Annotated in this window: 13 protein-coding genes; 7 read left to right on the forward strand and 6 right to left on the reverse strand. The window is 66.8% G+C overall.

Translation table 11 applies throughout. The features are described 5' to 3' along the window. Positions 1 to 12: 12 nt before the first annotated feature. Both OZ403_RS39855 and OZ403_RS32545 read right to left on the reverse strand, forming a co-directional pair. Complete coding sequence (locus OZ403_RS39855; protein ID WP_442929655.1) at positions 13 to 537, reverse strand: IS3 family transposase; 525 nt, start codon at positions 535 to 537, stop codon at positions 13 to 15. A 122-nt stretch (positions 538 to 659) separates the two neighbouring features. Continuing rightward, positions 660 to 2,729, reverse strand: a complete 2,070-nt coding sequence (locus OZ403_RS32545) for a lipoxygenase family protein (RefSeq protein WP_268782576.1) — start codon at positions 2,727 to 2,729, stop codon at positions 660 to 662. Between the two features lie 203 nt (positions 2,730 to 2,932). On the opposite strand from OZ403_RS32545, the gene OZ403_RS32550 reads away from it, so the two are divergent. The 5 genes from OZ403_RS32550 (at position 2,933) to OZ403_RS32570 (ending at position 12,196) form a co-directional block, all read left to right on the forward strand. After that, positions 2,933 to 4,960 (forward strand): lipoxygenase family protein, encoded by a 2,028-nt coding sequence (locus tag OZ403_RS32550; protein WP_268782577.1) that lies wholly within the window; start codon positions 2,933 to 2,935, stop codon positions 4,958 to 4,960. Between the two features lie 20 nt (positions 4,961 to 4,980). Next, the gene (locus OZ403_RS32555; protein WP_268782578.1) at positions 4,981 to 6,417 is read left to right on the forward strand and encodes a cytochrome P450; all 1,437 of its coding nucleotides are present in this window, start codon (positions 4,981 to 4,983) and stop codon (positions 6,415 to 6,417) included. After that, positions 6,414 to 7,259 (forward strand): fatty acid desaturase family protein, encoded by an 846-nt coding sequence (locus OZ403_RS32560; protein WP_140799884.1) that lies wholly within the window; start codon positions 6,414 to 6,416, stop codon positions 7,257 to 7,259. The genes OZ403_RS32555 and OZ403_RS32560 overlap by 4 nt, the downstream gene beginning before the upstream one ends. A 1,086-nt stretch (positions 7,260 to 8,345) precedes the next feature. After that, positions 8,346 to 9,704 carry a M23 family metallopeptidase gene (locus OZ403_RS32565; RefSeq protein ID WP_268782579.1) on the forward strand — a complete coding sequence of 453 codons (1,359 nt, stop codon included), beginning with the start codon at positions 8,346 to 8,348 and terminating at the stop codon, positions 9,702 to 9,704. Between the two features lie 167 nt (positions 9,705 to 9,871). Further along, on the forward strand, positions 9,872 to 12,196 hold the full coding sequence (locus tag OZ403_RS32570; protein ID WP_268782580.1) for a hypothetical protein: 2,325 nt from the start codon (positions 9,872 to 9,874) through the stop codon (positions 12,194 to 12,196). Between the two features lie 361 nt (positions 12,197 to 12,557). Here the strand turns inward: OZ403_RS32570 and OZ403_RS32575 are convergent, their stop codons facing one another. Continuing rightward, a complete protein-coding gene (locus OZ403_RS32575) occupies positions 12,558 to 14,012 on the reverse strand; it encodes a S8 family serine peptidase (RefSeq protein ID WP_268782581.1) in 1,455 nt (484 codons plus the stop codon). A gap of 439 nt (positions 14,013 to 14,451) precedes the next feature. Here OZ403_RS32575 and OZ403_RS32580 point away from each other — a divergent pair, with 439 nt between their 5' ends. Continuing rightward, positions 14,452 to 16,821: a hypothetical protein gene (locus OZ403_RS32580; RefSeq protein WP_268782582.1), complete on the forward strand. Its 2,370-nt coding sequence runs from the start codon at positions 14,452 to 14,454 to the stop codon at positions 16,819 to 16,821. Between the two features lie 230 nt (positions 16,822 to 17,051). On the opposite strand, the gene OZ403_RS32585 is transcribed toward OZ403_RS32580, so the two are convergent. The 3 genes from OZ403_RS32585 to OZ403_RS32595 all read right to left on the reverse strand — a co-directional run bounded on the left by OZ403_RS32585 (position 17,052) and on the right by OZ403_RS32595 (position 21,072). After that, positions 17,052 to 18,122, reverse strand: a complete 1,071-nt coding sequence (locus tag OZ403_RS32585; RefSeq protein WP_268782583.1) for an acyltransferase family protein — start codon at positions 18,120 to 18,122, stop codon at positions 17,052 to 17,054. 852 nt (positions 18,123 to 18,974) lie between these two features. Further along, the gene (locus OZ403_RS32590) at positions 18,975 to 20,732 is read right to left on the reverse strand and encodes an Ig-like domain-containing protein (protein WP_268782584.1); all 1,758 of its coding nucleotides are present in this window, start codon (positions 20,730 to 20,732) and stop codon (positions 18,975 to 18,977) included. Positions 20,733 to 20,907: 175 nt separating this feature from the next. Next, on the reverse strand, positions 20,908 to 21,072 hold the full coding sequence (locus tag OZ403_RS32595) for a hypothetical protein (RefSeq protein WP_268782585.1): 165 nt from the start codon (positions 21,070 to 21,072) through the stop codon (positions 20,908 to 20,910). A 266-nt stretch (positions 21,073 to 21,338) separates the two neighbouring features. On the opposite strand from OZ403_RS32595, the gene OZ403_RS32600 reads away from it, so the two are divergent. Then, positions 21,339 to 23,759 carry an Ig-like domain-containing protein gene (locus tag OZ403_RS32600; RefSeq protein ID WP_268782586.1) on the forward strand — a complete coding sequence of 807 codons (2,421 nt, stop codon included), beginning with the start codon at positions 21,339 to 21,341 and terminating at the stop codon, positions 23,757 to 23,759. Positions 23,760 to 23,774: the final 15 nt, after the last annotated feature.

Genomic DNA, 23,774 nt, shown 5'->3' on the forward strand with positions numbered 1-23,774 from the left:
GTCGGCCTGTGCCTACCCAATATTCGGTCGCTGCGTCATGAGCGCGTCATGACGGTGAGCGGTATGCACGACCAGCCGCCGGGTCCTTTCTCCCGCTTGATAGCGGTCGGCACCTCGCGAATCCCAAATGGGTGAGCGTGGCGCGAACACCTTCGGTGTAGAGCTTGGCCCTGTCTCGGTGCAAGTACCGCGGGGCGCTGGCCCAAGGGAAGGACTCTCGCAGTCGGGTGCGCTGTCACATTGAGGTGGAATGACAAACAAATCCATCCCCGCGGACTCTGACAGATGCAAGTGCAAGAAGCCCTGCCATGTGGGTGATGGTTTCAGCGCCCCCCTTCCCGGTCTGGACATGTACCGAGCGACGGTTGTCTGGCCTACCTCCATCCCCAGCTTCAGCAACTCCCCGTGAATGCGCGGGACACCCCATGTCGGGTTGGCTTCGGCCATGCGCCGAATCAACGCGCGCAGTTCCGGAGTTACCCGAGGCCGCCCTACCCGACTCCGGGACTTCCAGCGCCAGAAGAGTCGAAAGCCCATCCGATGCCACTTCACCACTGTCGCCGGCTGCACCAGGCACAGTGGCCTCCGCCACCCCTGCCAGAGGCGGCGGCTGGGTTCGCGCACTGCGGCTACCCGCCTCAATCGCGATGCACGCCGTGTTAGATATTGATGCGGGAGCTGACGGTGCGGATGTCCATCCCCAACGCGGAGAACTCGGCGGCGTGGGCGCGCAGGAACTCCACGAAGCGGGGATGCACGTCCGCCTCCTCGTTCGCCAGCAGGAAGCCGTAGCTCGTCTTCGAGAGCATCCACGAAATCCACAGCATCTCCGTGGCCTCCTCCGGAGGCGGCGCGACGTCATGGTCCGCCTCCGTCGACAGCGCGCCCGCCTTGCCCCACCGCAGGCCCAGGCACGCGTAGAGCACCTCGCCCGCGTCGTCCCATTGGAGGTTGTTGGCCCAGGCGTGACGGAATGTCGCGAAGTAGATGACGTACCGGCACAACTGCTTGAGCGCCTCCATCTCTCCGGGCTGGGGCGCGTCCGTCCGGGTCACCGCGCTGACGGCCTTGGCGTGGGTCGCGGCGACCTTCGCGTCCAGGTCCATGCGCTCGGAGCGCACGAACCACGGCGCCGCCCTTCCCGGCACCGTCGCGCGCAGGTAGCGGCACACGAAGGCGGGCGCCGAGTGTGCCACCAGGTCGTCCGAGAAGCGCCGCACCTCGCTCCACTGCGCCTCCAACGCCGCGCCGTGCTCCGCGAAGAAGGCATCCACGTGCTCCCCTACCAGCCGCCAGAACAGGCCCGCCGCGCGTGCGTAGCGGTGCGACTCGCAGATGGGCGGCGCGGGCGCGAAGCCCTTCCAGTCGTAGCTGCCCATCAGGTGCAACAGCCGCGTCTCCACGCTGCGCTCGGTGAGCGCGCTGGCGCGGGTGATGTAGCCGGTGGGTCCCACGAGGAAGCCGTTGGCGGAGTGGTTGATGAGGACCACCTCCCGCAGGTGCGGCATGAGCAGCCAGCGCAGCGGACTGCGGCGCAGATTGCGGTGCGCGGCGATGGCGTACTGCTCCACGTTGAAGTGGCACTGGCCCAGGTGGTTGCCCAGCTCCGTCTCCAGCGTCGCGCTCACCCGCGCCATCCGCTTGGCGGCCTCCCAGGCCTCGCCGTCCGCGGGCGTGTAGCTCCGCCGCGTCACGGGAGAGCCCGGCGCCGTCGCGCCCGGCTCGCGCATGCCCAGGATGATGCGCACCGGCAACAGCCGTCCCTCCACCAGCCGCAGCCGCACGTCCACGTCCGGCAGGCAGTGGACGCCGTCCTGCTCGTAAGCGTTCCACGGGAAGTAGAGCCGGAACGCCTCCGGGTCGCCGGGGGCCTCCGGGTCTCCATCCATGAGGGTGGAGAACATGCCGTTGAGCAGCCGCTCTCCGAAGAAGGCGTCGGTGCGCGTGGAGCCCGGCGACTCGCGCTCCATCCGCACCGTCATCGCCTCCGGATAGTCCGCCTGAATCCCGTCCAGGCTCGGCGCCTGCCCCAGCCGTCCCTGGAGCAGGTGGCGGCGCTTGACGAGCTCGATGGGCGCCACCGCCTTCAGCATCGCCAGCGCGCGCCCCGGCGCGTAGGCCGTGGGCGGAGTCCCCTCCTCCGTGACAAGCAACCGGGCCAGCGGCGTCGTGGGGTCGTACTCCCAGTAAGGCAGCCGCAGCGTGCCGAAGTCGTAGTGGAGCCCACCATGGTCATCCGGCCCCTTCTCCGAGCCGATGCGGCGCCATGCCTCCACCACCTGCCCATCCGGGCGGAAGCTGTGCTGGGGCTCGAAGAAGCGCACCTCCAGGTCGGGCAGGTCTCCCACGCCCGCGTCGGCCGGGTCATAGCGAATGGAAAAACATCCATCCGAGTCCGTGAACCCCTCCCCCAGGAAGTCATCCGGCGTGCCGAAGTCCCTGTCCCACAGCTCCACCTTGATGTGATGCAGGGGAATGGGGCCCTGGGGCCCGTCCTGCTCGAAGACCAGCCGCCCGACCGCGACGGCTGGCAGCGTGGTGGGCTCCCTCGCGGGGCGGACAGCCCGAATGCGCGGTGCGAGCTCGCGGCTGATGGCCAGACGCTCCTTGAGCGCGAGCCCCGAGTACCACCGGGACAGCTCCTCCGCGTCGAGCACCTCGTTGCTTCCGCTCTCGCGTCCTTTGCCCCCGAGAGAGCCCATCCATCGGCGCAGCCCCGCGAACATCATGCCCGTCCCCATGCCGCAGGCGCGCCCGTCCCAACGTCTCTCATCAGCCCCACCTCTCCGGGTCACACTCGCGCTCACGTCAGACGCTTGTTCAATGCGTTCGCGCGCTGAGCGACGCCGGCTTCATTCCCAGGGGAGAGTACCATGGCTTGAGGTCCTACTTTTCTCGTTCTACGGTCTGCGCCCGCTACACAGAGGGAGCCATGACTGTCGAGTATAAACTCACGATTCGGACGGGCACGAAGCTCGGCGCGGGGACGGATGCGAACATCTCCATCGTCCTCGTGGGCACGCGAGGAGAGAGCGCCCCCCGCGTGCTGGACAAGTACTTCCACAACGACTTCGAGGCGGGCGCGGAGGACGTATACGCCCTCTCTTCCGAGGACCTCGGTGACCTGGTCCTGTTGCGCTTCAGCAACGCGGGCGGCGTGGCGGCCGACTGGCTGCTCGACTGGGCAACCGTCACGGCCGGAGAGAAGCAGTGGCGCTTCCCTTTCTACCGGTGGGTGCTGAGTGGCGCCACGGTGGACGTGCTCGAGGGGACTGCGAAGCTCGCTCGCCAGGCAGGCAGCGAGCGCGAGTCCACGGCGCGGCGCGAACTGCTCGAGGCCCGCCAGCAGATGTACCCGTGGCGCGCGCCCGAAGCGACCGAGGGGCTTCCCGGCGCGCTCGACATCAGCGAGGCGCGGCCCCTGCCGAAGGACGAGCTCTACCGGGGCCTGACGGAGGGCAGCTACGAAGTGGTCATCGCCAAGACGCTGGCGGCCATCAAGCTGAACCTGCCCATGCTGACCCGCGCCTGGAACGGGCTGGTGGACATCTTCGACTTCTTCAAGCACATGGAGGTGCCCCAGCTCGCCCAGCGCTGGAAGGACGACCTCGAGTTCGCGCGGCAGGCCATCCAGGGCATCGCCCCCCTCCACATCACGCTCATCCCCAGTCTGCCGCAGGGCATGCCGCTCACCGACGACGACGTCCGGGGCATTTTGTCGCCCGGCACCACGCTGGCCAGGGCGCTCGACGCCAAGCGCATCTTCCTGCTCGACTTCGAAATCCTCGACGACATCAGGATGTACCGGAAGGTCGGCGAGGGCGGCGTCGAGGAGCGGCGCTGGGCTCCCGCGGCGCGCTGCCTGCTGTACCTGGATGACCAGCGTCAGCTGCGGCCCCTGGCCATCCAGCTCGGGCGGGACGCCCAGAAGGACCCCGTCTTCACGCCGAACGACGACGCGTACGACTGGCTCGCCGCGAAAATCTACCTCCGGTGCAGCGAGGGCAACGCGCACCAGATGGTGGCGCACGCGCTGCGCACGCACTTCGTGGCGGAGCCGTTCGTCATGGCGACGATGCGCAACCTGCCGGACCCGCACCCCGTCTACAAGCTGCTGCGGCGGCACTTCCGCTACACGCTCGCCATCAACGAGGGCGCACGCAAGGGCCTGCTCTCCGCGGGTGGGGTGTTCGACGACTTCATCGCGACGGGCGGCCCCGACAAGGGCCACCTCCAGTTGGGCAAGAAGGGCTTCCAGCGCTGGACGCTGGCGGACAACAAGCCCCGTCAGGACCTCGAGCGGCGGGGTGTGCTGGACCCGGCCGTGCTCCCCAACTATCCCTACCGCGACGACGCCCTGCCCTTGTGGGATGTGCTCGAGGAGTACGTCGGCGGCGTCCTCAGGCACTTCTACCGGACCGATGCCGACCTCGAGGCCGACACCGAGATGCAGCAATGGTGGAAGGACCTCACCGAGCACGGGCTGCCCGCGGACAAGCTGCCGTGCCGGGAGCTGCGCCGCGTCGACGACCTGGTCGACATCCTCACCACCGTCCTCTTCACGGTCAGCGTGCATCACGCCGCGGTGAACTACCTGCAATACGAGCACTACGCCTTCGTGCCAAACGCCCCCCTGTCCATGCGCCGGGAGCCCCCCCAGCAGAAGGGGACGCTGCGTGCCGAGGACATCCCCGAGATGATTCCCACCAAGTCCCAGATGCTCTGGCAGGTCGCCATCGGCCGGGCGCTCTCCAGCTTCGGAGACGACGAGGAGTACCTGCTGCACGAGGGCGGCTGGCGCGAGGAGTACTTCCACGAGCCGGAGCTGGTGACCATCCGCCAGCGGTTCCAGGAGCGCCTGCGCGCCCAGCGCGAGGCGGTGGAGGCGCGCAACGCGAGCGCCGAGGTGCCCTACACCGTCCTGCGTCCCGACCGGATTCCCTGCGGCATCACCGTCTGAGCCCTTGGAGACACACGCTCATGCCCAACCTGCTCTCTCAAGGTCTCTTCAGCCTGTTCTTCGGTGGCCGGCGCAAGCCCCTGGCCAGCCTGCCGGGCCCCCCGCCGGGGCTTCTGGGCAACATCGGCGACTTCCTCGGCGCCCAGCCGTGGGACGTCTGCGCCCGCTACGCGCGCACCTACGGCCCCGTCGCCGTCACCTGGCTGGGGCCCAGCCCGGCGCTGGTGCTCAATGACCCCACCCTCATCCACGAGGTGCTGGAAACGCGCCGGCTGGAGTTCGAGAAGGGCAACATCGGCGACCAGATTCGCCACTCCGCCACGGACGACACGCCCTTCATCGCCCAGCAGGGCGAGGACTGGGCTCGCAAGCACGCCATGGATCCGCTCGCCCAGCCGTGGACTCCCGCCTGGCACGCGGCCCAGGTGGAGCCCCTGCGCGCGGCCATCCTCGAGTCGGTGGAGGCGCTGCTTCAGCAGCCCTCCATCGACCTGACGCCCACGCTGCGCAAGCTGACGTTCGACGCGTTCTGCGTGGCCACGGTGGGCGAGAAGCTGCCCACGTCCGTGTACGACGACTTCATGCTCCTGGCGGCGGCGGCCGACGCGCGCATCCAGGCCAAGCTGCCGTTGAAGTTCGTCTCACCGCCCAAGGGTTTCGCGGATGCGAAGGAGCGCTTCTACGGCCTGTTCCTGGACAAGGTTCGCACGGCCAGGAAGGCCCCGGAGCCGCACCGCGTGGACCTGATGTCGTGGACGCTGCGCGAGATGCCCCAGCTCGATGACGTGGTGCACGCGAACCTGCTCGGCGGGTTCTTCTTCGGCGGCGTGTTCTCCTCGAGCACCACCCTGGTGGGCGCCTTCCATCAGCTGAACAAGTACCCCGCCACCGAGGAGCGGCTGGCGCTGGAGTCCGCCGCGCTGGCGCAGGGGCCGCTCACCCTGGAGCGCCTGAAGGACGCGCCCTGGGGCGAGGCCGTGGCCTACGAGGCCCTGAGAATCCTGCCCGCGGTGCGCATCTTCCTGCGCCGCACGCCGCTCACGCCGACGCGGTTGGCGGAAGTCACGCTGCCGCCGGGCACGACGCTCATGATTTCCAACCAGCACCTGCACCGGGACCCGAGCCACTGGACGAACCCGGAGACGTTCGCCCCGGAGCGCTGGCTCGACGGGGGCGCGGCCCGGAATCCGCTCGGCAGCGGCCACTTCTTCCCCTTCGGCCGGGGTCCTCGCGCCTGCGTGGCCGGGGACTTCGCCATGGTGTTCCTGCGCACGGCCCTGGCCACCCTCTCCGCCCACGCGCGCGTCCACGTCGACTCGATGGAGCCCTTCGAGGAGGGCTTCTTCTTCGGTGTGGTGCGGCCCCAGGGCGTCACGGGCAAGCTCGTCCCGCGCCAGAGGCAAACCCTTCACCCTCCCACGGGAGCCCATCCCACCGCCGCAGTGGAATCCGCATGACCTTGTTCCGACATCCCCGAGACCGCATCCCCGTCCTGCTCTTCACCCTGGTGTTCGCCCTGGACCTGACGGTCTTCTTCACAGCGCGAAGCTGGTGGTTCCCCATCCTCTGGCTCGCCCTGGGAGTGATTCCCAAGGGGTGGATCAGCGCGTGGAACCACCACCACCAGCATGTGCCCATGTTCCGTCATGCGCTGCCCAACCGACTCCTGGAGGTCATCTTCGGCTTCCAGACGGGCGTGACGTCCCATGCGTGGTTCCTGCACCACGTGCTGGGCCACCACCGCAACTACCTGGACCAGGCCCAGGACGAATCGGGGTGGAAGCGCCGCGACGGGTCCACCATGGGCGAGATGGAATACTCCGTCTTCAACACGCTCGTCGCCTATCCCCGCGCCTTCCGCGTGGGCCGCTCACATCCCAAGGCGATGCGCGTCTTCCTGACCATGGGCGCGCTCCAGGTGGCACTGCTCGGCGTGCTGTTCTGGCACGACTGGTACAACGCCCTCTGGGTGTTCCTGCTGCCCATGGCGGTGTCGCTCTACGTCACCGTCTGGGCCACCTACTTCCACCACGTGGGGCTGGAAGCGACGGAGCACACCCACGCCTCGTACAACATCCTGCACAAGGGCTACAACCTGATGACCGGCAACCTGGGCTACCACACCGCGCACCACGCGAAGCACGGGCTGCACTGGTCTCAACTGCCCGAGCTTCACGCGCAGCTCGCCCAGGCCATACCGGCCACGCACTACCGGCAGCCGGGCATCCCCTTCGTGTGGACCAACCCGGAGGCGAAAATCGAGCCGGCCGAGGCGGAGTTCGGCGCCATCCCCCAATGATAGGCTGACGCCGGACGTGGTGTACGAGGTGCGAGCGAGCGAGGCGCACCAGCCGAGGCGACAACGCCCCTGACTCAGGGGGGCACCCAGGAGCCCGCGCGCACCGTCCTGGCACGGGTGCTCAACAGTGCCAACCGGCGCACCGTGTGGACCCTGAGTGGGCAGGGGGCGAAAGCCGGATACCTGCTCTCTCCACCGGGTCTTTCGCCTCGCTGGCGGCACCCCACCGCCCCCTACACCTGCGCCCAGCGAGAATGTCCCCCGCTCCGAAACGAAGCGCTTCGGGCGGGTGACCGCGTCTCTCAGCACGCATCGTCAGGCCGCGGGGCACAGACTTGGTCCACGCCCACAACTCCAGGCCTACCGCTGTGCCTACTCCACGTTCGGTCGCTGCGTCATGGTTGCGTCGAGACTGAGCCAGGACGCGCGTCAAGGCGAGTGAGCGAGGCGCGCACTGCCTTCGAGTTCATTGGCCGGCAAGGCGGGAAGTCACCATGGCGCGGGAGAGCCTTCAGGTTTGGGCGCCTGGTGGAGTTGCCCCCGTCAAATCGGCCAGCTCAGGGTTGAGATTTCGCAGTGCGGAACTCGCGGGGTGACTTCATCGTGAGCCCTGGGTGCGGATGGAGGCGCCTTGGCGGTGCCCGGACCGAAGCGGGCATCGAGCCTCTCGGCCATTGGAGCGCGGGTGATACCCAACTCCCGGAAATGGGGGCTGATTCGAACACTCGTCCCAGTCCGCCGGAATTATTCAACCAACCCGGTCAGTCGCCCCCCTCGACGCGTGCTTGCACATCATCAGGTAAACGCCAACAAGCATGCTGGGCGGAAACAAAACGATATCGGCTCAGATAATTCTTTCCGGATGCGCGCGGGCCCCTTGCCGGTCACCGGGTGCTTGAGCGACGCCAGCACGGACACTCGTTATTTTCGCGCATATCTGGAATATCTCGATTCGATGAGGCTATTGTCACGCCCCCTGAGGCCAATAACTCGCGGCGGTTCCACTGACTGCCTGGGCGGGCCACAGACCGTGACAAAGCGAGCCGCAGTCTTCACGACCTCTCCCCATCCCCACTGGAGGTTTTGATGTCTCCCGAGTCCCGCAACCCTCGCCAACTCTCCCGGCGCTCCCTTCTGCGTGCCGGCAGTGTCGCGGCCGGCTTCGCCGCCTTCGGCGGGTCTGGCCTGCTGATTGGCACCGCCCACGCCGCAGAGACAATCATCAACCCATTCGCTGGCTACTCAATCTCGGATGGGTGGTGGGACCACGTCAACCGCGGCTCCCTGGGCGGCATCGACTACGTGATGGGCGTTGGTACGCCGCTCCCGGCCTGCGCGTCGGGTCAGCTCCGCATCGACTGGAACAACGGCACGGGCGGCTACACCGCGACCATCGTGATGGCCAACGGCATGAGGAGCCAGTACCTCCACCTGTCCGGATTCAACGGCGGAGAGCGCTACGTTCAACAGGGAGAAATCGTCGGGTACTCCGGAGGCGCTGCGGGTGCACCCGGCTCCGGGTCCTCGACGGGTCCGCATCTGCACTGGCATCTGGTGACCGCCGGCGGCACCCGGGTGAACCCGCTCGACTACGTCGGCGCCGGCAGCGGCGGCACCGGGGGCGGTCTGCCGCTGGAGGACCGGCGCCTCGGGCATCTCGGCACCGCGGGGGGCTGGGCCCACATGCTCAGCAACCTCGTGCTGCCGGGCAACACGACCTACGGGGCGTTCTCGCCGGGCCCTGGACAGTCGCCGCGTGCCATGGCGAACGTCGACGGCGTGATGATGCTTGTATATGCCGGCAGCAACGGCTGGACCACGATGAGCAGTGGCCTGGCGATGGACCCGGGGGCGCCGCTCAACGTGCTGCGGACCCCGGCCAATCCATCGCCCCAAATCTTTACCCTCGAGGACGGACGGCTCTGGCACACCTTCGACGGCAATGGCTGGAAGAAGTTCCCGTCGTCCGTGACGGTGTCGGGCAACTGCACCTTCTCGATGACGGCCAATGGGACGGACCTTCATGGCCTGTTCAACGACAACGGCCGGCTGTTCCATGTCTGGGCTGACGGTTCCGGCTGGCACAAGGGTGACACCCAGGTGGACCTGCAGCCCGGCGCCGACCTGGTCGCCGTTATTCAGCCGGATGGAAGCCTGCAAGGCCTGTCGCTGGAGTTCAGCCGGGTGCACCACATCTTCGGGGCAAACGGGAGGTGGAACCGGATACCGACCACGGCGTCCCTGCCGACTGGGACGCCCATCGCTGGCCGCGCCGCCTATGGCTGGCCGCAGCTGGTCGCCAACCACAACGGGGCCATCACCCACGTCTGGGGCACCTCGTCGGGCTGGATGTGCGTGCCCACTGGACAGTCGACGAACGCGGGACGGCGGCTCAGCCTCGTCCCGGATGTCGCCTCATCCCCGCTGGTCGGCCTGACGCTCTGAGACGCGCCCCACCTCCTCGGACGAGGGCGCCCCGCGCGCCTGCGCTGCCAGGTCCAGGGTTCGGTCCGACGATGCTTCTTTCACATCGCCAAGCAACTTTGGACCGTACTTTCAAATAATCCAGGACCGGACTCCAACTCCACGTCCGTGAATCCTGGAGCATGAGCATGGCGACGCGCGTCACAGGTGGTGTCTCTTCGGCCGGTGCTTCCACCGCGAGCAGCGCGGCGGCGGAGGCTGCTCGGCGCGCGGCGGAGGCAGCCCGTCGCGCCGCCGAGGAGGCCCGCCGCAGAGCCCAGGAGGCGTCGCAGCGGGCGCTCGCGCAGGCCCAGCTCTCCAAGGGCCTCCAGGACGCGAAGAATGCCCCGAAGGCGGGGGTCGCGGCCTCCCAGGCAAGGCAGCTCGCGACGGCCGCCGAGAAGGCGACTCAGCGCGCCAACAACGCCGCCGTGGCCGCTGGGCTGCCGCGCCCCTTCCCCACCGCCGAGAAGACCTTCCACGACGCACTGATGAAGGACGGCGGTGACTTCTCCAGTCGTCCGGGCCGCTCGCTCTTCGGCACGCCCGCGCTCGGCGCCTTCCCGGCAGGCTCCCGCTCCGAACCAACCCTCCGCCACCTCGCCGGGCCCGCCGTCGCGCAGACCGCCGCCGCCACCGGCGCGACGTCGCCCGACGAGGCCCGCGCCAACCTCGTCGCCGCCCAGCAAGCCTACGACGACGCGAGCAAGAAGGCCGAGGAGCTCAACGAGGCGCTGAACCTGGAGCTCGCCAAGCTCGGCCCGGCGCTCACCGACGAGCAGAAGCAGCAGTACGTGCAGCAATTCCGGGCGAAATACCCGGATGAGTTCGCCGCCGAGGAGGCAGCAGCGAAGCAGCTCAACGACGCGCTCAACGACCCGCAGTTGCTTGAAGCCGCCAGGAACAACCCGGACGTCGCCAAGGAGAGCCTTGAGGCGGCAAAGTCGCTCGGGGAGTCCTCGCAGGCCAAGGGCGCACTCGAGTGGGCTGGCAAGGCGTTGGACCCGAATGGCCCGGCGGGAACCGCCTTCGAGAGCCTCAAGGACCAGATTGACGACGACGTCGTGGCGACGGCGCTCACCACCACTTCCGGCCAGCTCCTGGCCGAGAACAACGGCGATGTCCAGGCGGCGCTGGAGCAACTCACGGCAATCACCGAGCCGCTCGTCCAGCTCTCCGAGGGAGGCGCGTCCGTCAAGTCTGGCATTGAGACAATCAAGACGGCACTCGCGTCGGGCTCTCCGGAACCACTGCTGGAGCTCTCGAAATCAGACGGAAAGCTGGGCGCGGCGCTGGCGGGCGTGGGCGCCGCCTACGGCCTGGCGAGCGCGACGAACGACGCGATACGGGGCGAGTGGGGCGACTTCATCAAGGACCTGGCCAGTTCGGGCCGCAGCGGCGCGGAGGCCGCGGCCTTCGCGATGCGCACCCTCGGTGAGTCGGGCCGCATCGCAGCGCAGACGGGCGAGGCGGCGGCGGCGTTCCTCTCGCGCCTGGCGCCCGCGTTCGGTGTGGTGGCCAACTCGGTGGTGCTCGCGGACCACTTCAAGGACATGGTGGACGACCCGACGGTCGGCAGTGCCTTGCAGACCTTCGGGGACGCGGTGGCGTGGGTGGGAGCGCTCATGGGCACGGGGCTCCCAGGCGTCGGGCAGATAATCGAGGGCGTGGGTCTGGTGGTCTCCGCGTTCGGCAGCCTGCTCGTCGACAAGGAGAAACAGGAGGCGCTGGACAACGAGTCCGAGAGCATCCTCCTGGAGATGGGCCTCGACGCGGACGTGGCGGAAACGCTCGCGCACGGCGATGACCAACCCGAACGGCTGTCCTCGGACCTGGGCCTGTCTCCGGCGCAGATTCAGGACCTCGCCAAGCGCTACCCGACGATGTTCGACGCCCCGGGCCTGGGCCAGGCGGTCATTGACGCCGCCAAGGCGTGCGGCATGAAGGGCCCAGACGCGATGGGCTTCATTGACACGCTGGCGAAGGGCCGTCCGGACTTCGCGTGGGACTTGCTCGGGGTTATGCCGAATATGCGGGGTGACGGCACACACCCGACGGCCACGGACGAATCGTGGCGCACCTACGTCCAGGGCCGCTACCCGGATGCGTACGCCTACGCCCAGCAGCACGCCCCGGACATCTTCGGCCAGAGCGCGGAGTCGCGCCTCAAGGCGGGCCAAGACTTCGAGCATTACGCCGGGACGATGGACTCTCCGCTCGTGTACGCGAACCTGTGTGAGCAGAACAAGGGCGACGAGGCGTACATCAGCGAGTTCATCAATCGGATGAAGGACAACGGCTCCCTGGACAGCTTCGTGCAGTACATCAACCAGTACGGCCTGGACGCGCACCGCAGCGGCGCCAAGGCCGCCCTCGACGCAGCGGTGAAAACGGGCGTGCTCTCCGAAGCGGACGTCCAGAACTACCTGAACGGCAGCAACGGCGATGCCTGGCACGCCACCCTCGGCCGCTGACCGTGGGCGCCGGAGCGCATCGAGTGAGATATCGAGGCGCTCCGTGCACGGCTTGTGACGGCGCAGAGAGTCCAACGCTCCTTGTGCTCGCGAATGACTTTCCCACATCATCGCCTCACCTGACTGCGTCGCTTGCCATTCGGCCACGCGCACGCCGCCAAGGAGGCACAGCACAGATGCGAAGTCGCGTTCACACCGTGTCTTCGCCCACCCTGGGGCCGGTGCCTCAACACCAGCGTCCCACTGGAGCTCGAAGCCTCGGAGTTGCCTGACTCCAACAGCCTCCGCACCAATCCATCAACGCGGTAGGCGGCACGAGACTGCCCACCGCAGGCCGCGCCACCATCGTCAAGAAGGCGGGTTACGGCGTGACGAGATTGCAGTAGAACTGCTTGCTCCGTACGACGTTGCGGCCCAATGCGTCGGTGAAGCTGAGCTGGACGGTACTGGTGTTGTTCGGAGTGCAGGTTCCTGATGTGTAATCGGGATTGTTCACGTGACTCGGTGCGATGTTCGCACGCGTCATGCCCGTCCACATCGCTGTAAAGGGACCAATGCCGCCTTCGGGGTTCGCATAGCACACGAAGCTGCCCGAAGCGCTTTCACACGCAATGGAGACATCAAAGGTCGCAGCGGCCACAGCCCCGTCGGCGTTGAGCAAACCCGCCCCGCAGCCATTGTTCGTGCATGAGATAGGCGTCGCGGTTTTCTGGAGGATGTCGCGAACCTGCAAAGACGTCAGCGCCGGATTGCGTGAAAGCATCAAGCCAATCACACCAGAGACATGCGGTGCGGCCATGGATGTACCCGCCCAGTGCCGATAACAGTGGGTTCCTTGGGATGTCGTCCACGAGGAGACGACGCCATGGGTACCGACGCCGCGCGTCTCATTCGGGTCCGTGCAGCCGATGAGTTCGCCAAAACCGCCCGAAGAATTGGCAGCGCGAAAAGCCCCCCCGCCAGGTGCACCAATGGTGATTCCCGGGCCGCGAGCCGAATAGGGCTCAAGGACTCCATTCTGATTCACGGCGGCGACAGAGATGACGCTCGTGCATCCGCTCCACATGAATGCGGAAAATGCCGTAGTATTGAGCGCGCCTTCAGACTCCCAGTTGCCAGCCGCGACAACCACGGGTGTTCCCGCGGCATTGGCGTCATTGACAGCAACTTGGAGGTCGGCCGGACAGGGGCCAGCGACGTTACCCATGCTGATATTGATGACCGAGGCTCTGGAAGGTGCCTGGACATAGTTGAACAGCCCATCATCCACCAAGTAGCCCGCCGAGTAACGAATTGCACGGGCGAGGATTGTGGAGAGAGGCTCATACGCTCCCGGGGAGCCAGAGCCAAAACTGCCCTCCTGCTGTGCGACGCGGATAGGCAACAAGCGGCAATTCCAGCACAAGCCAGCGCCTCCGATGCCGTTATTAGCCGAGGCACCAATCGTCCCCGCGACGTGAATGCCGTGGTGGTACAAGCCCTCGTCAGTAGGGTCGCTGTCGCCAGCGAAGAAGTCATACCCACCTGTCCACTTCGTATTCATGTCGGGGTGCGCCAACCGCCCGCTGTCGAGCACAGCGATTGACACGCTGTCATTGCCAGTGGTGCGACCCCATGCCGCTGGTGCATGGATGGCGTTGTAGTGCCAACTCTGGCTAGAGAAGAGAGGGTCGCTGGGGATCAGGGCGGCCTCTTTCTGCCCAAGCGCTTCAGGCTCGAGCGGCGCCCCGACACTACCACAGGCGAGGAGGGCCCCTGTCAGAACGGTACTCATCGGAAGCAGGAAGATGCGCTGGGATGCATGTCGACGTGGCACGGGACGCCTCCTGGTGAAAATCAAAGCAACTGAGACGATGCGTGCGAGAAGTGTACTGATATGCCCCAACGACTCCAACCCTCCTTGCAGAGAAGGCCTTCACCAGCAGGGCTTCGACGAAGGTGCAGCAGTTGTTCAGCCGGGGCGGCGCCAACGGGACACCGACGCCCGGCTCACGTCGCACCTGTAGTCGAGGAACGCTCCAATAAGAGCGGTGAGCCCCTCCACCAAGACGGCCAGCGGGTCGCTGTCGAATGACATACGGGCCAAGGCAGGCGCGCGCGCTTCTGGGAGACGAGCGTCGCGTCGACGGATGGCTCCGCGGGGCGCCCCCACGCACGGAGCCGTCGAGCAGGCCATGGGAGGGGCGAGTGGCTTGCGCGACGGAACGGTGGATTCGCCACGGGTGTCTCGTGCAAGCACCCGCTGGAGGTCCGCTGTGCTGACCGTCGTGTTGCTGAGCCTGTTGGCCGTGCCTCCGGTGGAGGTCGAGGTCTTCGTCCCGCTGTGTGACAACGCGTTGCTCCAGTGCGGCCGTCCTCCCGCGGGGGCTCCGCGCGCGCTTGAGACAAACCTCTACTGGGGGGCGATGTACGGTGCGGAGCGGTTCCTCTCACGGGCGCCTGGATTCAAGATGGTGAGCCGAGAGCCGGGACCCGAAGGGGCCGCGATACTGCGCGAGCTCGTCCTGGAGCGGACCGCGGCGAAGGGAGAGCGGCCCGTGCGGCTGCGGCTCCGCGCCTACGCGGGCGACGCGATAGACACGGCGCTGGAGGACTTCCTGCGGGCGGCGGCGGGCGCGAGTCGCGCCGACCTGTTGGTGTGGGCCGGACATGACCGGCTCATGGACCGCGAGCCTCCCCGAGTGGCTGCACCGCCGGGAGCCACGCCCAGGCCCGTGGTCGTCCTGGCCTGCACGAGCGAGCAGTACTTCGGTCCGGTGCTGAAGACGCTGGGCGCGAGCCCCATCGCGCTCACGCGAACGCTGATGGCACCCGAAGCCTATCTGCTGGAGGCGCTGGCCAGCACCGTGGCGCGCCATGGGCCCACGGAGCCCAAGGCCATGCGCACGGCACTCGTGGAGGCCTATGCGCGCTATCAGCGCATCTCCCTCCGCTCCGCGGGCTCCGTCTTCTCGAAGCTGCCCCCGTCGGAGGTCGCACTGCCTGGCGCGGTAGCTCCCGCGTCGAGGTCGAAACCGGGAGGCGAGCGACAGCGCCGAGGGCAGACAGGCCTCTGCCGTGAAATGCGGTCGGTCGAGTCCCACCCTGAAGAGGCTCCCGCTCCGCCAATGAATGAACGTGGGCAACTCCACTGGGTCGCGGACTTCACGCGAAGGCCGCGCCAGGAGTACCGCCAGGAGTACATTCACGGACCGCTCATGCTCCCACTCCTCCTGCCACTCCTGGTCGCCGTCGCGCCCGCGCCCTCCCCGGAGATTTCGTCGGCGAACCTCAAGAAGACCCCCGCCTTCCAGGACTGGCGCGGCGGACGATTCCTCTTCGAGGAGCGCTGGGTCGACCTCCCGGAGGTCGGACTTCACGTGGGCTACTTCGTCGTCCCCAGCCGATGGACCCGCCAGTACGCGGACAAGCTCCCTTTCCATGACGCCTTCTTCGTGGTGGACCCACGCACGGGACAGCTCGTTGCCCCGGCCCTGGTACGAACGAGACTGCCGCTCAATGGCTGTCCGACGATGGGCGAGGTGGCGCGGCTCATCCCCGAGCCCGAGAGCGAGACCTCCGCCGCGATCGGCTTCGGCAATGCTCCTCAGCGGTGTCTGGTCCGGCTCCAGCGCATGAAGGAGGCATGGGCCGTTTCCCTCTTCCCGGATGAGGCACGCTCCCCCGCGGAGGCCTTTCCAGAGGCAGCTGCCGCCCTGGAGAAGGCACTCGGTCCCAGGGACGGAGGGGTTCGCGAGCTCAATTGGTCCTACCAGCCCAACTCCCGCTGGCTGCTCGCTGCGTCCCAGGATGAGTGCGCCCTGTGGGTCATCGACAGCATCAACCCTGAGGTGAACGCCACGGCCAGCAAGGCCATGACGCGGGAGATCTGCGAGTGTCTCGAGGGGACCGTCTCCGCCGACGACCTGTATATCCGGCTGCCCCAGACAGCGTACACCACGAGCAGGATGGGTGGGGGCACTGCGCTTCCTTCCTGTGATTGCACGTTCGCGAAGACGGGTGAGGCAGGCGTCACGTGCGAGGCGTACATGGGTCGCCAATACTCCCTTCCGGAGTTCGAGGAGATGCAAGAGGACGGACGGCTGACGGAGAAGAACAGGGTCGAAAACCTGAAGGAGTTGGAGGACCTCCGTCGCACCCATCAAGGCCTGCTCGCCGCGAACGAGGATGCGCTCACTCAGTGGAGAACGGGGAACCAGAAGGTGGCGCTCAGCGCGTGGACCACGCTGTACCGAACATGGCTTGAGAACGGCCGGCCCATGGCTGGGGGAACCCTGGACGAGTTCGCTGTGGAGAACGCAACCCTGCGGGAACAACTGAACCAGCAATTGGAGGCAACCATCGACCTCCAGGCGGAGATCCTCAACAACCTCGGCTTCGCGCTGTGGTCCCACAAGGAGTGGTCCCAGGCCGAGGCCGTCCTCAACGAATGCCTGGCGCTGCTCACCGCGACGGGCCACGAGCGCAACGTGCTCAACCTGAATCGGGGAGACCTGTTTCGGGACATGGGAAAGGGTCCTGAGGCCATCAAGGCCTATCGGTCCTTCCTGCAACGCAAGGTCACCGCGGCTCAACGCAAGTACGCGGAGCGAGAATTGCGGAAGCTCGAGCAGGGCTCGAAATGACTGCCTGAATGGCCTGCCGGGACGCACGCGCTCGGTCTTCGAATGACGCGAGGAGGAGGCTCCGCCGTGCCTCGGAACCACGAGTCGCCGCCGTTCCGCGGCGTGCTTGGCGAGGCAGGCTCGCTCGGCGGCGGTGGCCTGCGTTTCGACCTGCGCCAACCCCGCCAACCAGAGGGCCACGTGAGTGGTGCCCCGAATGGTCCTGCGCCTATGTCTGTACTGCCGAGCCGTTAGCGTCCGGGGGCCACCACCCCGTCACGCGCCTCCGCCAGCGAAGCCTGCCACGCAAGCAGCCTATCCCGCAGCCGCAGGGCAGGTCTCTCCATCGCGATGTAGGTCACCCAGGCGAGCCCATGCGTCACCGTGATGAAGGCGAGCAGATCCAATCCCCACACACCCAAGGTCAGGCTTCGCCGCTCGAACACGCGTGCCAAGACCCAGAACCAGAGATAGGTGCCATAGGAGAGGACCGCGGCCTGGTACACGAGCCCCCTCAGCGGTATGGGCAGCGCAACCGCTTCCGTGGCCACGAGCAGCCCGCCAAATCCCACCGCGAGCCCTGCGAAAATCCACACGCCTCCCCAGTCCGGCAGGTGAGGCACGCACACTGCCAAGGTCACCCCGAACAACAGGGCGCCCATCGCGCCGCAGGCCCTCCGCCAAGCCTGAGGCCACCGTTGCCAGCGCGGCGCGGTCTTCGCGAGAAAGACACCCACCGCGAGTCCATCCAGGTGGAGGTGGGTGCGCCACTGCAATCGCACCCACTGTTCCGCGGGCAGCAGGCCCGGCGTGGCGGTGTGTACCTCCCAGGCCCGTGCCCCCAAGCTCAGGAGCAAGGGCATCAGCCATGCCCAGGCGGGGGCGGAGCGGGCGCGCAGGCCGAAGGCGAGCAGCGGCAGGACCACGTAGAAGTGTTCTTCGACACAGAGCGACCAACTCTGTACGAAGTCGCGCACGCCGACGTAGTTCTGGAGGAAGACGAGGTAGTGCCAACCTCCTCCCACAAAGGGTGTCCCGAACAACCATGGCTTCAGTGCATAGAAGGCGAGGACGACAAAGTAGAGCGGAAGCGTTCGCATCCACCGCTTGAGCCAGAACGTGCGGAGCTGAAGCCCCAGAGGCGCTGAGTCCTCCATCGCGAACACCTGCCGACCAATGAGGTAGCCGGAGAGGACGAAGAACAGGTCCACGCCCACCCAGCCCACTTCGAAGCTGGCACGGAGTACCTCCGGCAGGGCCCGCCGCACGGACTCCGGGGCGTGGAAACTGAGCACCGAAACGATGGCCAAAGCCCGGAGCACGTCCAGGCCGTCCTTGCGTGCGCGCCCTGTGTCCAGGACTCCCGCGTCTGAGGTCTGCGGGTGAGGAGGGGGCATGAAGGGCGCCTCGCATTGTCTTTCACACAGGCTCGGGGACGGCAATGCCTCCATGATTGACCGCTCGCTCCCGGGGATTCCTCGTGGCATCCCACTTTGCTCCGGATCCGAACAGCGACTCGGCTGGCTCCATGCTGGCAGTCCGCGACGCCTTGGCCGCCCGTGGCCATGGGGTCGACTATGAGTGGTTCGTGGATGAAGACGTGGTTACGCATTCCCAGACAGTGCCGTCCTGCTTCACTGCCATCGAGAAGGGCGCCATGTCCTCTTGGCGAAGCAAGCCCGGGCTGCCCTCGGCGCCACAGCCGCACAGGGAAGCGACGAGCGCCTGCGCCATTCCGATTGACCGCATCATTCCGTGTCGATTCATCACGGTTCCCCCGGAACCAGGCAGCACATGGTGGACGGAGTCCATCACGGTACGAGCATGATCGACGCGCCGCGAGGCATCCAGGTGCGGAGAGAAACCACAATCGTGTATGTGACAGAACGAGCGCGGTGCCGGTCCGCGTCAACCACGCCAGAACGCTGGCCTCGTGCGTCACCGCTCATCGGGCACACCTCTAACGACTGCGCTGGGCGCGCCTTCGCCACCGCAGAGGAACTCCGGCGGACCCTGCTGGAATGGCCCCCGGTACAACGAGCACTGGCTGCTGGAGGATCACGACTTCCGCTCGCCGAGACAAGCCCGGCGAGCGTTGATGCAGAGGCAGGCGGCCGAACTACCACCAACCCAGTGTCTCAACAATCCGGCGCGGTACAGCCACCTGCTTCTGGCTACGGCGCAGGCATCCAGGCCAGACCCAAGTTCCTGGCGCTGCCCGAGTTCACGTCCTGGATATCGCTGCCGTCGGCCAGATTGGCGCTCCGGAGCACACCATCCAGCCAATCCGCCCAGTACAGCCGCCCGGCCGTGACATCGATGGCAATCCCATGCGCTGTGGTCTGGTTGGTCACCAGGGTGGTGACGTCGGAGCCGTCCAGGTTGGCGACATAGATGCTGTTGCCACGGGTCGAGTAGTACACCTTCCCGCCGCTCGAATCGACCGCCAGGCCCACGCCCAGTCCGCCCAGGTTTGAAGCGAGGGTCTCCAGGTTGGTACCATCCAGATTGAATCGTACGAGCCTGGTGTTGTTATAGGTAATAACATACACCTTGCCGTTCGGAACATCGACCGCGATGGCAGACGGGCTATCGATACCACCGGAAACCTGCGTGGGATTGTTGCCGTCCAGCTCGGCGCGCATGACCCGACTTTCGTTGAAATCGGACCAGTACAGCTTGCGGTTGGTCGAATCGACTGCCAGCCCGCTGGGGAAGCCTCCGTTGGCCACGATATCGACGGGGTTCGCCCCATCACTGTCCGCTCGAACGATTGCGCTGTCGCGATTGTAGAAGAGGGTACGGGTTACCGGGTCGGTTGCGACGGAAGATGCCCCGCTGATGCCCGTCTCGAGCTCAATAGCATTCGTTCCGTTCACGTCAACCCTCCACAGCGAGCCGGCAGCAGTCACCCAGTAGAGGCTCGCAAGACCGGTGACGTCGACCGTGAAGGTGGTGGAGGTGGTGTCGGAGCCGTCACTCACCGAGAGGGTGATGGTGGTCGAGCCACTGGCGCTGGCGGCGGGGACGACGGAGAGGGTGCGGCTGGAGCCGGAGCCACCGAGAACGAGATTGCTGGGGTCGTTGGGTACCAGGTCGGTATTGGAGGACGTGGCGATGACCGTGAGGTTGTCGGCGGCGGTCTCCACGTCGCCCACAGTGAAGCCCAGGTCGCCGGTCGAGCTGCCAGCAGTGATGCGCTGGTCGGCCACTGGGGAAATGGTGGGAACGTCGTTCACCTCGGAGACGTCGACCGTGAAGGTGGTGGAGGTGGTGGCGGAGCCATCGCTCACCGAGAGGGTGATGGTGGTGGAGCCGCTGGCGTTGGCGGCGGGAACCACCTGGAGGGTGCGGCTGGTGCTGGAGCCTCCGAAGATGAGGTTCGCGGGGGCGTTGGGTACCAGGGCGGTGTTGGAGGACGTAGCGATGACCGTGAGGCCGTCGGCGGTGGTCTCCACGTCGCTCAGGGTGAAGGACAGGTCATCGGTCGAGCTGTCCTCGGCGATGGTCTGGTCGGCCACCGAGGAGAGCGTGGGCGTGTCATTCACTGGGGTGATGGTGATGGTCACCGTGGCCTGGGCACTTTGGCCCTGGCGGTTGGTGGCGCGAAAGATGAGCGCATCTACGCCATTGTAGTCGGCGCCAGGGGTGTAGGTGACGGAGCCATTGGCGCTGATCTCACTCAGCGTGCCCTGGTCCGGTGCATCGACGATAGTGAAAGCAAGTGCCCCGTTGCCGCTGGCCTGCAGGCGCACCTCGAGGGGCGTGTCTTCCACCGTCTCGAGGGTAACGTTGCGGGCTACCGGCGGTACGTTGGGCGGCGGGTCATTGTCGCGACAAGCGCCGAGCGTGCTGGCGGCCAGTCCAATCACCAATCCGGCGCGCAATGCGGCGGCTGGCGCTGTGAGCCATCTTGAAAGAAAATATGACATGAACGTTCCTCGTGGGGAGCCCGACATGGGCGCTGTCAACATGAAGCGCCGGGTTGTAGGTTTGATGCAACCTTCAAAAGGCAAGCAGTGGGAGGGGTAGATTTTTCGTGCGAAGCGGCTCTGGAGTCATGCTGGGGAAACGCCCAGACGGCCAGCAACCAGAGCAGATACCGGGTCACGTCAGCGCGGCCACCTCTACTCTGAATGCCAGCACATGGATATTGGACCTGATGCTTACACAGCGCGGGCTCTCAGCCCAGGCCCAGCCGCCGAACTCGGAGGCAAGCAGCCGGATGCCCCCGCGCAGCACCTGGCCCTGCCCATAGAGGCACAGAATCATGGGCGGGGCGCGTTCCACTCACCTGGAGAGGTGAGTGATACCGCTGCCCCTCCCCCTCACGGCCCCGTCGATTCGCGGAGGCAGGCGGATGCATGCCAGGAACTTTGTGTCCATGGCACTCACGTGCCTGGCGGCGGATGTCGGGACGACGTTGGCCATCCGCGTCTTGCGCGCCGAGCAGTCGAGAGCATGGAGTGGCGTCGTGCATTCCATGAGGGGGCGGCCCATTCCGGGATTCATCGTGCTCCTCGGGGGGGAGACACTCGATGCGAAGCCGTTCTGGTGTGCTGCGGTCCTGGGGGCTGGGCGTGACGCTGGCCTTGTCGCTGGGAGCATGTGGTGTGGCGTCCCTGGAGGAGAAGGTACGTCCTCTGGAGAATGGGGTGTCGCAAGAGGACAGCGGGGCGTTGACGCGTGAGCGTCCGGAAGCCCCGTTGACGTGGGCCCCGTATGCGGACGCGGTGGCATCAGGCACCACGGCGACGGTGCTCAACGCGAGCGCAGCGCTGGGCGCTCCGGACGGGCAGGCCGCGACACTGCTGGGCGTGCTCAACACGGCGCTGGTGCTGGACCTGGGCCAGGGAGAGGAAGGCACCGGCGACCTGCGCGTGTACTATCAGGGTCTGTCGTTGGCGCTGGTGGCGCAGGTGGACTTCCTGAAGGCGGACGGGACCTTCATCGGCTCCAGTTCGTTGCACCTGGTGGAGTTGGGCCTCGGGACGCATGTGGCGGTGGCGATGTACCCGGGGAACGTGCCCTATCGCTACGTGCGACTGAGGGGCGCAGTGCTCGCGATCTACCTGGTGGACGCGGTGGAGACGTCGCTACGGGCCGTCTGTGGTGATGGGGTGCTGGGCGGGTTCGAAAAGTGTGACGACGGCAATCAACTCTCGGGAGACGGCTGTAACAGTGTCTGTGAGGTGGAGCCGGGCTACACCTGCACGGGGCAGCCAAGCGTTTGCGACAACAACTCAGCGCCCACGGTCGAGGACGTCCACGCGACCACCTCCGAGGACATCCCGGTGGACATCACCATCCCCGCAGTGGACCCGGATGGCGACGTGCTCGACTTCTCGTTCACCCTACCCGGCCATGGAATGCTCACGGGCACGGGGGCGTCGGTGACGTACACCCCGAACGCGAACTTCGCCGGAGAGGACACCTTCCAGGTCACGGTCTCCGACGGCAAGAAGCAGGCAACGGCCACCGTCTCGGTCACGGTGACTCCGGTCAACGACGCGCCCGTGGCTGCCTCTGCCGCTGTGACGGTGGGCTACAACACGCCGACGCCCATCACGTTGGCGGCCACGGACGTGGATGGGGATGCGCTCGCGTTCACCGTGACGGCTCCCGCTCACGGAACCCTGTCCGGGACGGGCGCTCAATTGCTCTACACGCCGGACGCGGACTTCCAGGGGGAGGACTTGTTCACCTTCACAGCCAACGATGGCGCGCTGACCTCCCATACCGCCACAGTCGTCATCACCGTCAGGGGGCCGCCTGTCTGCGGCGACGGCTACATCGATTCGGGTGAGGTGTGTGACGACGGCAACCGCGTCGCGGGAGACGGCTGCCGAGCGGACTGCCATGGCGTGGAGGTATGCGGCGACGGCCTGGTCGACAGCGTGACGGGAGAGCAGTGCGATGATGGCGGTACAACTCCCGGGGATGGCTGCGACGCCGCGTGCCAACTGGATGCCTTTTCGAATGTGCCCCCCACGCTCATCAGCGGGGCAATGAACTGCACCACGGCCAACTCGAACCCGGGCCGTAAAGCGGCGGTGGATGCACTGGGGCGCTTCTACGTCGTCATGAGCTGCGGTGGCGCGGTCCATGTCAGCGTGAGCGTGGACCGTGGCCACACCTGGGTGGGCCCCACGCCCCTGGGCATCACCAACGCGGCGGAAGTCGCGATTGAAGGCGGCCCCACCGGAATTGCCTACGTCGCGGCCACCAGCGCGGGCACGCTGATATTCACCCGGACCGTCGACGCGGGAGCAGGCTGGGAGGCGCCGCGAGTCCTCAGCCCGGCGGCCAACCCTACCGTCAGTCTGGATTCCAGGGGCGACGCCCTCTACATCTCCGTCTCGCGAGGCTCCACGGGGGTCAGCGTCCTCCAGAACTTCGCGCGAGGCGCGAATGACTTCAGCGTGACGGATGTAGACCAGAACAATGCCTTCTTCGACGTCGTCGTGGACAAGATCAGCGGAGATGTCTTCTCGGTGAGCGACGACCCCTCGTTCCGCATCCGCCGCAGCAGCGACCAGGGGACCACCTTCGGCCCGCAGAGTTCCCCACCGGGGCAGGCGTTCTTCTCGGACTGGACGGGCTCCAACGGCTTCATCTACGTCACGGGCTCCTTCGGGGACGACAACGTGGACGTCATCCCGATGTCCGCGCCGGGGACAAGCATCCAGGTGCCGGGCCTCCCCACGGACATCGGTCCCGCGCCCCTCCGGGCGATTGACGCGGACGCGCTCGGCAACGGCTACATCGTGTCCCAGCGGGGGACGGGCGACATCCAGTTGGACCGGATGCTCGTGGGGGCCACCATGATTCTGGCCACGGATGCCAGGACAGTAGGGCCGGGCGCCGCGCCAGCAGTCGCGGCGCTCCCCTCGAACGGCGGCGCCCTGGTGGCCTACACGAACGGCACCAGTGTCTACGCCTCAGTGGTGGTGTACTGAATCAACGGGGTCCCT

Origin of the sequence: Myxococcus sp. NMCA1, from assembly GCF_026810205.1 — a bacterium.
GTDB lineage: Bacteria > Myxococcota > Myxococcia > Myxococcales > Myxococcaceae > Myxococcus > Myxococcus xanthus_A.

Bases quoted from the DNA above. Each gene is read 5' to 3' on its own strand.
- OZ403_RS39855 (WP_442929655.1), bottom strand. From the start codon at position 537: ATGGGCTTTCGACTCTTCTGGCGCTGGAAGTCCCGGAGTCGGGTAGGG.
- OZ403_RS32595 (WP_268782585.1), bottom strand. From the start codon at position 21,072: ATGATTCTGTGCCTCTATGGGCAGGGCCAGGTGCTGCGCGGGGGCATC.
- OZ403_RS32550 (WP_268782577.1), top strand. From the start codon at position 2,933: ATGACTGTCGAGTATAAACTCACGATTCGGACGGGCACGAAGCTCGGC.
- OZ403_RS32590 (WP_268782584.1), bottom strand. From the start codon at position 20,732: ATGTCATATTTTCTTTCAAGATGGCTCACAGCGCCAGCCGCCGCATTG.
- OZ403_RS32600 (WP_268782586.1), top strand. From the start codon at position 21,339: ATGCGAAGCCGTTCTGGTGTGCTGCGGTCCTGGGGGCTGGGCGTGACG.
- OZ403_RS32570 (WP_268782580.1), top strand. From the start codon at position 9,872: ATGGCGACGCGCGTCACAGGTGGTGTCTCTTCGGCCGGTGCTTCCACC.
- OZ403_RS32555 (WP_268782578.1), top strand. From the start codon at position 4,981: ATGCCCAACCTGCTCTCTCAAGGTCTCTTCAGCCTGTTCTTCGGTGGC.
- OZ403_RS32560 (WP_140799884.1), top strand. From the start codon at position 6,414: ATGACCTTGTTCCGACATCCCCGAGACCGCATCCCCGTCCTGCTCTTC.
- OZ403_RS32565 (WP_268782579.1), top strand. From the start codon at position 8,346: ATGTCTCCCGAGTCCCGCAACCCTCGCCAACTCTCCCGGCGCTCCCTT.
- OZ403_RS32545 (WP_268782576.1), bottom strand. From the start codon at position 2,729: ATGATGTTCGCGGGGCTGCGCCGATGGATGGGCTCTCTCGGGGGCAAA.